Source organism: Xenophilus arseniciresistens (assembly GCF_028023875.1).
Taxonomy (GTDB): Bacteria; Pseudomonadota; Gammaproteobacteria; order Burkholderiales; family Burkholderiaceae_C; genus Xenophilus; species Xenophilus arseniciresistens.
In genome coordinates, this window is sequence record NZ_JAQIPB010000010.1 from 215,941 (window position 1) to 225,000 (window position 9,060).

Genomic DNA, 9,060 nt, shown 5'->3' on the forward strand with positions numbered 1-9,060 from the left:
CAGCGGTGCCGCGTCAGCCCTGGCGCAGGCGCCGGGCGGCGTCCAGCGCGAAATAGCTCAGCACGCCGTCGGCGCCCGCGCGCTTGAAGGCCAGCAGGCTTTCCATCATGGCGCCTTCGCCGTCGAGCCAGCCGTTGCGGGCCGCGGCCTGCAGCATCGCGTATTCGCCGCTGACCTGGTAGGCGAAGGTGGGCACGTGGAACTCGTCCTTCACGCGGCGCACGATGTCCAGGTAGGGCATGCCGGGCTTGACCATCACCATGTCGGCGCCCTCGGCGATGTCGATCGCCACTTCGCGCAGCGCCTCGTCGCTGTTGGCCGGGTCCATCTGGTAGACCTTCTTGTTGCTCTTGCCCAGGTTCGCGGCCGAGCCCACGGCGTCGCGGAAGGGGCCGTAGAAGACGCTGGCGTACTTGGCGCTGTAGGCCATGATGCGCGTGTGCACGTCGCCGCGCGCTTCGAGCGCGTTGCGGATGGCACCGATGCGCCCGTCCATCATGTCGCTGGGCGCCACGATGTCCACGCCCGCGGCCGACTGGGCCAGCGCCTGGCGGGTCAGCACTTCCACGGTGGGGTCGTTGAGGATGTAGCCATGCTCGTCGAGCAGCCCGTCCTGGCCGTGGCTGGTGTAGGGGTCCAGCGCCACGTCGGTCATCACGCCCAGTTCCGGGAATTCCTTCTTCAACTGCGCCACCACGCGCGGGATCAGGCCGTCCGGGTTGAAGGCTTCCGCGCCGTCCGGCGTCTTGAGCGCCGGATCGATCACCGGAAACAGGGCCAGCACCGGAATGCCCAGGCCAACGCATTCCTCGGCCACGGGCAGCAGCAGGTCCAGGCTCAGGCGTTCCACGCCGGGCATGGAGGCCACGCTTTCGCGCCGCTGCTGGCCGTCCAGCACGAACACCGGATAGATCAGGTCATGGACGCTCAGGGCGTTCTCGCGCACCAGATTGCGCGTGAAGGCATCGCGGCGCAGCCGGCGCGGTCGGCCGGCGGGAAAGGGGGCGTGCTGGGTCATGGCGGCATTGTCCGTCAGGGCCGCGCTGGCACACCGGGCGGCAGCACTTGGTGATAAATCGCAACTATCCAGTGAGGCGGGATGCATCGAGAAAATATGCGAAACGGTCTTGCTGGCCTCGGATGACTTTGTTAAATTCTGTCTCGGGCGGCTTGCCGCTCCCCGCTTTTCCTCCCTGAGCGGGTGCCTTGATGTGTGACAGCAAAAGGGCTTCCCAGGCCCGGCGTTTCAATGACGCCGGGCTTTTTTTTGCGCGCGCCGGTCTGTGGTCTGGCTGGCGGAACGCGCCCGTACACTGCCGCCGATGCTCTGGGTCAAGTCCTTCCACATCGTCTTCATCGCCAGTTGGTTCGCCGGCCTGTTCTATCTGCCGCGCATCTTCGTGAACCTGGCCCTGGTGCCGCCGGAGTCCGTGGCCGAGCGTGAGCGCTTGCTCCTGATGGCCCGCAAGCTCTGGCGCTTCACCACTTTCCTGGCCGTGCCGGCGCTGGGTTTCGGGCTCTGGCTGTGGCTGGGCTACGGCATCGGCCGGGGCGCCGGCAATGGCTGGATGCATGCGAAGCTCGCGCTGGTGCTGCTGGTGCTGGGCTACCACCACGGCTGTGGCGTGCTGCTGCGGCGATTCGTGGCGGGGCAGAACAAGCGCAGCCACCGCTGGTTCCGCTTGTTCAACGAAGTGCCGGTGCTGCTGCTGCTGGCCATCGTCGTCCTGGCGGTGGTCAAGCCGTTCTGAGGGCGCACGCGTGGCCGCATGCCTGATGGCCAGAAAAGGGCCGTGATGCAGGGCCCGCCGGCCGTGAGCACGCCCTGGGGCGTGACGAGCCCGAACCACAAGTCGTCCGCCTGGCCGCTGGCCCTGAGCTACGCGGCGCTGATCGTCTACGCCAGCCTGTTCCCCTTCACGGGCTGGCGCGACCAGGGGCTTGCGCCCTGGTCCTACCTGAGCGCGCCCTGGCCGCGCTACTGGTCGGGCTTCGACCTGGGGATCAATGTCGTGGGCTACGTGCCGCTGGGCTTTCTGCTGGCCGTGGGGCTCATGCGCGCGCGGGCGTGGCGCCTGGGCGGGCTGCCGGCCGTGGGCCTGGGCACGCTGGCAGGTGCGGCCCTGGCCTTCGTGATGGAGTCGCTGCAGAGCTACCTGCCGATGCGCATCGCTTCCAACCTGGACCTGGGCCTGAACGCGATGGGGGCGCTGATCGGCGCCACGCTGGCGGCGGGGCTGGTGCGCCTGGGCCTGGTCTCGCACTGGGAGCGCGCGCGCAGCCTGTGGTTCGTGGACGAGCCGCGCGGGGCGCTGGTGCTGCTGGCGCTGTGGCCGGCGGCGCTGCTGTTCCCGGCCGCCGTTCCCTTCGGGCTGGGGCAGGTGTTCGAGCGGCTGGAGGAGGCGCTGGCCGAGTGGCTGACGGACACGCCCTTCCTGGCCTGGCTGCCACAGCGTCCGTTCGAGCTGCAGCCACTGGCGCCCGCGGGGGAGATGCTCTGCGTGGCGCTGGGCTTGCTCGTGCCCTGCCTGCTGGCCAGTTCGGTGGCGCGCTCGTTGGCGCGGCGGGCCCTGCTGGTGGCGCTGGTGCTGCTGGCCGGGTTGGCCGTGAGCGCGCTGTCGTCGGCGCTGAGCTGGGGGCCCGTCCATGCCTGGGCCTGGCTCACCACGCCCGTGTTCGCGGGCGTGGTGCTGGCGGCGGTGCTGGCGCTGGCGCTGCTGCGCGCGCCGCGCCGGCTGAGCCTGGTGCTGGTGCTGCTGGCGGTGCTGCTGCACCTGAGCCTGCTGAACCAGGCGCCGCTCAATGCCTACTTCGCGCTCACGCTGGCGACCTGGGAGCAGGGGCGCTTCATGCGCTTTCATGGTCTGGCGCAGTGGCTGGGCTGGCTGTGGCCTTTTGCCGTGATCGTGTATGCGGCGGCGGTGCTCTCGCGCCGGCCCGTGTCTGCAACGTCCTGAAACGGGCATGCGCGCCGCGTGCTTGCCCCATGCAAGCGCCCTTGCCGCTCGATCCGCGAAGAGCCTCCCTAGAATGCCGGCCATGTCCGAGCCTTCTGCCGGCGGCTACTACGCCCGCCACATCTTCTTCTGTCTGAACGAGCGCAAGAACGGCGAGGACTGCTGCGCCGCGCATGGCGCGCAGGCCGGTTTCGACCACTGCAAGGCGCGCGTCAAGGCCGAAGGGCTGGCTGGCGCCGGCAAGGTGCGCGTGAACAAGGCCGGCTGCCTGGACCGCTGCGCGGGCGCGCCGGTGGCGGTCGTCTATCCGGAGGCGGTCTGGTACACCTTCGTGGACCTTGAGGACATCGACGAGATCGTCGAGTCCCACCTCAAGAACGGCCAGGTGGTGCAGCGGCTTGTGCTGCCGCCGCAAGTCGGTCGCTGAATTGCGGAACCTAGCGCGCCAGGGCCGATCAGTCGCTGCGTCCCTTCCTTTTCTCCTCCTCCCTTCCTTCTCATGAACACGCAGACTGAAAAGCTCCTGCTGCAAGGGGCTGCGGGCCGGATCGAGGCCCTGCGCGACCAGCCTGCCGGTGGGCAGGCGCCGGTCGGCGTGGCGGTCATCGCCCATCCGCACCCGCTCTTTGGCGGCACCATGGACAACAAGGTGGTGCAGACGCTGGCGCGCGCCTTCGTGGCCTGCGGCTGGACTGCCGTGCGCTTCAACTTCCGCGGTGTGGGTGCCAGCGAAGGCGTGCACGACGAAGGCCGCGGCGAAGCGCAGGACTTGCTGCGCGTGGTCGAGCAGGTGGCGCCCGAGGGTCCGCTGGCCCTGGCCGGCTTCTCCTTCGGCGCCTTCGTGACCAGCCAGGCCCTGCTGCCGCTGTGGCCTGCGCGCGATGTGCGCCAGGTGGTGCTGGTGGGCACGGCGGCATCGCGCTTTTCGGTGGCCGCGCTGCCGCCCGAGGCCCATGAGCGCACCCTGGTCGTGCACGGCGAAAGCGATGACACCGTGCCCCTGGCCGCAGTGATGGACTGGGCCCGGCCCCAGTCACTTCCCGTGACGGTCGTCCCCGGGGGCGGCCATTTCTTTCACGGACAATTGCCGCTGCTCAAGGGCCTGGTGACGCGCCATCTGCGTGCGCAAGCCTGAAACCCGGACGGCCCGCATGCCCGTCCTGCTGCCTCCCGCGACGAGGCCTTTCGACCCCTTCTTCCCTTTCTGATTCCGATGACCTTTCTCTCTCCCGTGCGTCGCTGGCTGGTGTTGGCCGTTGTCACTTTCTCGGCCGCCTGGGCGCAGGCGCAGACCGCGCCGCAGCCGCCCGAAGTGGCGGCGCGCAGCTACATGCTGATCGACGTGACCGCCAACCAGGTGCTGGCGCAAAAGGATGTGGACATGCCGGTGGAGCCGGCGTCGCTGACCAAGCTCATGAGCGCCTACCTGGTCTTCGACGCGCTCAAGGCCAAGAAGATCACGCTGACCCAGACCCTGCCGGTCAGCGAGCTGGCCTGGAAGATGCCCGGCTCGCGCATGTTCATCGACCCCAAGATGCAGGTGCCGGTGGACGACCTGATCAAGGGCATGATCGTGCAGTCGGGCAACGACGCCACGGTCGCGCTGGCCGAAGGCGTGGGTGGCACGGTCGAGCACTTCGTTCATCTGATGAACGAGCAGGCCAAGGCCCTGGGCATGAAGAACACCGGCTACCGCAACCCCGAAGGGCTGACGGCCGCCGGCCACACCACCACCGCGCGCGACCTGAGCATCCTGGCCACGCGCCTGATGCGTGACTTCCCGCAGTACATGCACTACTACGCGATCAAGAAGTACCGCTATCCGGGCACGCCTTCGACCAACGACACCAACCGCAACCTGCTGCTGTTCCGCGACCCGACGGTGGACGGCCTCAAGACGGGCCACACCAACGCGGCCGGCTACTGCCTGATCGTCACGGCCAAGCGCGACTTCCCCAACCTGCCGGGTGGCCGCCGCCTGCTGTCCATCGTGCTGGGCACGGCCAGCGAGACGGTGCGGGCCAATGAATCGCAGAAGCTGCTGAACTGGGGCTACACCGCCTTCGACGCCGTGCGCCTGTTCGATGCCAACCAGGCCGTGGCCACGCCGCAGGTCTGGAAGGGCAAGACTCCCAGCGTGAAGCTGGGGCGCACCGAGCCCATCGTGGTCACCGTGCCCTCGGGCAGCGCCTCGCGCGTGAGCACGCAGGTGGTGCGCCCCGATCCGCTGATCGCGCCGCTGGCCAAGAACCAGGCCGTGGGCAGCCTCAAGATCGCCCTGGGCGACCAGGCCCTGGCCGAGGTGCCACTGGTGGTGCTGGAGCCCGTGGAGCAGGCGGGCGTGCTGGGCCGCGCCTGGGATGCCGTGCGCCTGTGGATCAAGTAAGCGGCTGCCCCTGCAGCCCCTTCAAAGGCCCGGGCTTGCAGCCCCGGGCTGCTGATTGCTAGAATCGCGGGCTTTTCGGAAATTTCCGAAGGGTTTCACGTTTTCGTTTCCCGGGCGCGTTCCTCGTTTTTTCATCGAGGGCCGCGTCGGCCTGTCACGGGGCTGTCGGGAGTTTTTGGGACTATTCATTCATGCCAACGATCAATCAACTGGTGCGCCAGGGTCGCGAGGTCGAAACGACCAAGTCGAAGAGCCCTGCCATGCAGAACTCGCCGCAACGCCGCGGCGTCTGCACCCGGGTCTACACCACGACCCCCAAGAAGCCGAACTCCGCTCTGCGTAAGGTTGCCAAGGTGCGCCTGACCAACGGTTTCGAAGTCATTTCCTACATCGGCGGTGAAGGCCACAACCTGCAGGAACACAGCGTGGTGCTGGTTCGCGGCGGTCGTGTGAAGGATCTGCCCGGTGTTCGCTATCACATCGTGCGCGGTTCGCTGGACCTGCAGGGCGTGAAGGATCGCAAGCAGTCGCGCTCCAAGTACGGCGCCAAGCGTCCCAAGAAGGCCTGATCGGTTTTCTTGTTTTCATAGGTGTTCGAACTGCCCAGGCTGGCGGTGCGAACGTAGTGACCCGAAGCGCAAAAGTCTGCGTGGGTCGAGTAAGTGAGGGTCCTGATGGCTCTCGCGGTGTCGCCGGAAGGCGGTGCCAACTGAAGCAAAGAGGTTCAGAAAATGCCACGTCGTCGCGAAGTCCCCAAACGTGAAATCCTGCCGGACCCGAAGTTCGGCAATGTCGAGCTGTCCAAGTTCATGAACGTGATCATGGAAGGCGGCAAGAAGGCTGTCGCCGAGCGCATCATCTATGGCGCACTCGAGTTCATCGAGAAGAAGAACCCGGGCAAGGACCCGCTGGAAGCCTTCATCGTGGCCATCAACAACGTCAAGCCGATGGTCGAAGTGAAGTCGCGCCGCGTTGGCGGTGCCAACTACCAGGTGCCCGTCGAGGTGCGTCCGGTTCGCCGTCTGGCGCTGTCGATGCGCTGGATCAAGGAAGCCGCCCGCAAGCGCGGCGAGAAGTCGATGGCCCTGCGTCTGGCCAACGAACTGCTGGAAGCCACGGAAGGCCGTGGCGGCGCAATGAAGAAGCGCGATGAAGTGCATCGCATGGCCGACGCCAACAAGGCGTTCAGCCACTTCCGCTTCTGATTTTCGTCCCCAACTAACCTACGGCCGGGAGCCCGACCTGTCATTTCGACGGGCGGGCTCTCTGCGATTCACGGAGTAAATTCTCATGGCCCGCAAAACCCCCATCGAGCGCTACCGCAACATCGGTATCTCGGCGCACATCGACGCTGGCAAGACCACGACCACTGAGCGCATCCTGTTCTACACCGGTGTGAACCACAAGATCGGTGAAGTGCACGATGGCGCGGCCACCATGGACTGGATGGAGCAGGAACAAGAGCGCGGCATCACGATCACCTCGGCTGCCACGACCTGCTTCTGGAAGGGCATGGACCTGTCCTACCCCGAGCACCGCTTCAACATCATCGACACCCCCGGCCACGTGGACTTCACCATCGAGGTGGAGCGTTCCATGCGCGTGCTGGACGGCGCCTGCATGGTGTACTGCGCCGTGGGTGGCGTGCAGCCCCAGTCGGAAACCGTCTGGCGCCAGGCCAACAAGTACAAGGTGCCCCGTCTGGCGTTCGTCAACAAGATGGACCGTACCGGTGCGAACTTCTTCAAGGTCTATGAGCAGATGCGTCTGCGCCTGAAGGCCAACCCCGTGCCGATCGTGATCCCGATCGGTGCCGAAGAAGGCTTCAAGGGCGTGGTCGATCTGATCAAGATGAAGGCCATCATCTGGGACGAAGCGTCCCAGGGCATGAAGTTCGAGTTCCAGGACATCCCGGCCGAGCTGGTCGAGACCGCCAAGGAATGGCGCGAGAAGATGGTTGAGGCTGCTGCCGAAGCCAGCGAAGAGCTGATGAACAAGTACCTGGAAGAGGGCGACCTCACCGAGGACGAGATCAAGCTCGCCATCCGCACCCGCACCATCGCCACCGAAATCCAGCCGATGCTGTGTGGCACGGCCTTCAAGAACAAGGGCGTGCAGCGCATGCTGGACGCCGTGATCGACTTCCTGCCCTCGCCCGTGGACATTCCCCCGGTGTCCGGCACGGACGACGACGAGAAGGAAACCACGCGCAAGGCAGACGACAACGAGAAGTTCTCGTCGCTGGCCTTCAAGCTGATGACCGACCCCTTCGTCGGTCAGCTCACCTTCGTGCGCGTGTACTCGGGCGTTCTGAGCAAGGGCGACACCGTCTACAACCCGGTCAAGGGCAAGAAGGAGCGCATCGGCCGTATCGTGCAGATGCACGCCAACGAACGCATCGAAGTGGACGAAATCCGCGCTGGCGACATCGCTGCCTGCGTGGGCCTGAAGGACGTGACCACGGGCGAAACCCTGTGCGATCCCGACTCCATCGTCATGCTCGAGCGCATGGTCTTCCCTGAGCCCGTGATTGCACAGGCTGTTGAACCCAAGACCAAGACCGACCAGGAAAAGATGGGTATCGCGCTGGGCCGTCTGGCTGCAGAAGATCCGTCCTTCCGCGTGAAGACCGACGAAGAGTCCGGCCAGACCATCATCTCGGGCATGGGCGAGCTGCACCTGGAAATCATCGTGGACCGCATGAAGCGCGAATTCGGCGTGGAAGCCAACGTGGGCAAGCCCCAGGTGGCCTACCGCGAAACCATCCGCAAGACGGTGGAAGAAGCCGAAGGCAAGTTCGTGCGCCAGTCCGGTGGTAAGGGCCAGTACGGCCACGTCGTGCTCAAGATCGAGCCGAACGAAGCCGGCAAGGGCATCGAGTTCGTCGACGCGATCAAGGGTGGCGTGGTGCCGCGCGAATTCATTCCCGCGGTCGAGAAGGGCATCAACGAAGCCGTGACGCAAGGCGTGCTGGCCGGCTATCCGGTCGTGGACGTCAAGGTCACGCTGCACTTCGGCTCGTACCACGACGTGGACTCGAACGAACTGGCCTTCAAGATGGCTGCCATCTTCGGCTTCAAGGAAGGCTGCAAGAAGGCCGGTCCCGTCATCCTCGAGCCCATGATGGCCGTGGAAGTCGAGACGCCTGAAGACTACGCCGGTACCGTGATGGGCGATCTGTCCTCGCGTCGCGGCATGGTGCAAGGCATGGACGACATGGTGGGCGGCGGCAAGGCCATCAAGGCTGAAGTTCCGCTGTCGGAAATGTTCGGCTACTCGACCTCGCTGCGTTCCGCTACGCAAGGTCGTGCCACGTACACGATGGAATTCAAGCACTACAGCGAAGCACCTCGCAACGTGTCTGAAGCCATCATGGCCGCTCGCGCCAAGTAATTGGTCCACCCCGTGGCGGCCTGCGGCCGCCTCCCCTCAAGGGCGCTGCCCGCGACCTGGCAAGCCAGTTCCGCGGCAGCCCACGAAAGCGGAGCGGGGATTTTTTTGTCTGTGGTCGTGTGCCTTCCGTTGCCCGTGGCGGAGGATTCAGCAACACGATGCAGACGTTAAACCAACACACGGGCATTGCTCTTTCAAGGATTGAAAAATGGCAAAAGGCAAGTTCGAACGTACCAAGCCCCACGTGAACGTGGGCACGATCGGTCACGTGGACCATGGCAAGACGACCCTGACGGCGGCGATCGCCACGGTGCTGTCGGCCAA

At 65.8% G+C, this 9,060-nt stretch carries 10 protein-coding genes; 9 read left to right on the forward strand and 1 reads right to left on the reverse strand.

Going from position 1 to position 9,060, the window contains the following annotated elements:
- Window positions 1-13: 13 nt before the first annotated feature.
- The gene (hemB, locus tag PGB34_RS19905; protein WP_271429847.1) at window positions 14-1,018 is read right to left on the reverse strand and encodes a porphobilinogen synthase; all 1,005 of its coding nucleotides are present in this window, start codon (window positions 1,016-1,018) and stop codon (window positions 14-16) included.
- A 304-nt stretch (window positions 1,019-1,322) separates the two neighbouring features.
- On the opposite strand from hemB, the gene PGB34_RS19910 reads away from it, so the two are divergent.
- From PGB34_RS19910 to PGB34_RS19950, 9 genes are all read left to right on the forward strand, one after another.
- Window positions 1,323-1,751, forward strand: a complete 429-nt coding sequence (locus tag PGB34_RS19910; RefSeq protein WP_271429848.1) for a CopD family protein — start codon at window positions 1,323-1,325, stop codon at window positions 1,749-1,751.
- Between the two features lie 45 nt (window positions 1,752-1,796).
- Window positions 1,797-2,957, forward strand: coding sequence for a VanZ family protein (locus tag PGB34_RS19915; protein WP_271429864.1), 1,161 nt, complete (start codon window positions 1,797-1,799; stop codon window positions 2,955-2,957).
- An 82-nt stretch (window positions 2,958-3,039) separates the two neighbouring features.
- Window positions 3,040-3,384, forward strand: coding sequence for a (2Fe-2S) ferredoxin domain-containing protein (locus PGB34_RS19920; RefSeq protein ID WP_408647930.1), 345 nt, complete (start codon window positions 3,040-3,042; stop codon window positions 3,382-3,384).
- Window positions 3,385-3,456: 72 nt separating this feature from the next.
- On the forward strand, window positions 3,457-4,092 hold the full coding sequence (locus PGB34_RS19925; protein ID WP_271429850.1) for an alpha/beta hydrolase: 636 nt from the start codon (window positions 3,457-3,459) through the stop codon (window positions 4,090-4,092).
- A gap of 78 nt (window positions 4,093-4,170) precedes the next feature.
- The gene (locus PGB34_RS19930) at window positions 4,171-5,343 is read left to right on the forward strand and encodes a D-alanyl-D-alanine carboxypeptidase family protein (RefSeq protein WP_271429851.1); all 1,173 of its coding nucleotides are present in this window, start codon (window positions 4,171-4,173) and stop codon (window positions 5,341-5,343) included.
- Window positions 5,344-5,534: 191 nt separating this feature from the next.
- Window positions 5,535-5,912 (forward strand): 30S ribosomal protein S12, encoded by a 378-nt coding sequence (rpsL, locus tag PGB34_RS19935; RefSeq protein WP_066122869.1) that lies wholly within the window; start codon window positions 5,535-5,537, stop codon window positions 5,910-5,912.
- A 162-nt stretch (window positions 5,913-6,074) separates the two neighbouring features.
- Window positions 6,075-6,548, forward strand: a complete 474-nt coding sequence (gene rpsG / locus PGB34_RS19940; RefSeq protein ID WP_271429852.1) for a 30S ribosomal protein S7 — start codon at window positions 6,075-6,077, stop codon at window positions 6,546-6,548.
- A gap of 85 nt (window positions 6,549-6,633) precedes the next feature.
- On the forward strand, window positions 6,634-8,736 hold the full coding sequence (gene fusA / locus PGB34_RS19945) for an elongation factor G (protein ID WP_271429853.1): 2,103 nt from the start codon (window positions 6,634-6,636) through the stop codon (window positions 8,734-8,736).
- A gap of 208 nt (window positions 8,737-8,944) precedes the next feature.
- On the forward strand, window positions 8,945-9,060 hold a 116-nt coding region (locus tag PGB34_RS19950; protein WP_244273727.1), incomplete at its 3' end, for a GTP-binding protein.

Excerpts from the sequence above, each read along its gene's own strand:
- hemB (WP_271429847.1), bottom strand. The coding sequence starts at position 1,018 with ATGACCCAGCACGCCCCCTTTCCCGCCGGCCGACCGCGCCGGCTGCGC.
- PGB34_RS19910 (WP_271429848.1), top strand. The coding sequence starts at position 1,323 with ATGCTCTGGGTCAAGTCCTTCCACATCGTCTTCATCGCCAGTTGGTTC.
- PGB34_RS19915 (WP_271429864.1), top strand. The coding sequence starts at position 1,797 with ATGCAGGGCCCGCCGGCCGTGAGCACGCCCTGGGGCGTGACGAGCCCG.
- PGB34_RS19920 (WP_408647930.1), top strand. The coding sequence starts at position 3,040 with ATGTCCGAGCCTTCTGCCGGCGGCTACTACGCCCGCCACATCTTCTTC.
- PGB34_RS19925 (WP_271429850.1), top strand. The coding sequence starts at position 3,457 with ATGAACACGCAGACTGAAAAGCTCCTGCTGCAAGGGGCTGCGGGCCGG.
- PGB34_RS19930 (WP_271429851.1), top strand. The coding sequence starts at position 4,171 with ATGACCTTTCTCTCTCCCGTGCGTCGCTGGCTGGTGTTGGCCGTTGTC.
- rpsL (WP_066122869.1), top strand. The coding sequence starts at position 5,535 with ATGCCAACGATCAATCAACTGGTGCGCCAGGGTCGCGAGGTCGAAACG.
- rpsG (WP_271429852.1), top strand. The coding sequence starts at position 6,075 with ATGCCACGTCGTCGCGAAGTCCCCAAACGTGAAATCCTGCCGGACCCG.
- fusA (WP_271429853.1), top strand. The coding sequence starts at position 6,634 with ATGGCCCGCAAAACCCCCATCGAGCGCTACCGCAACATCGGTATCTCG.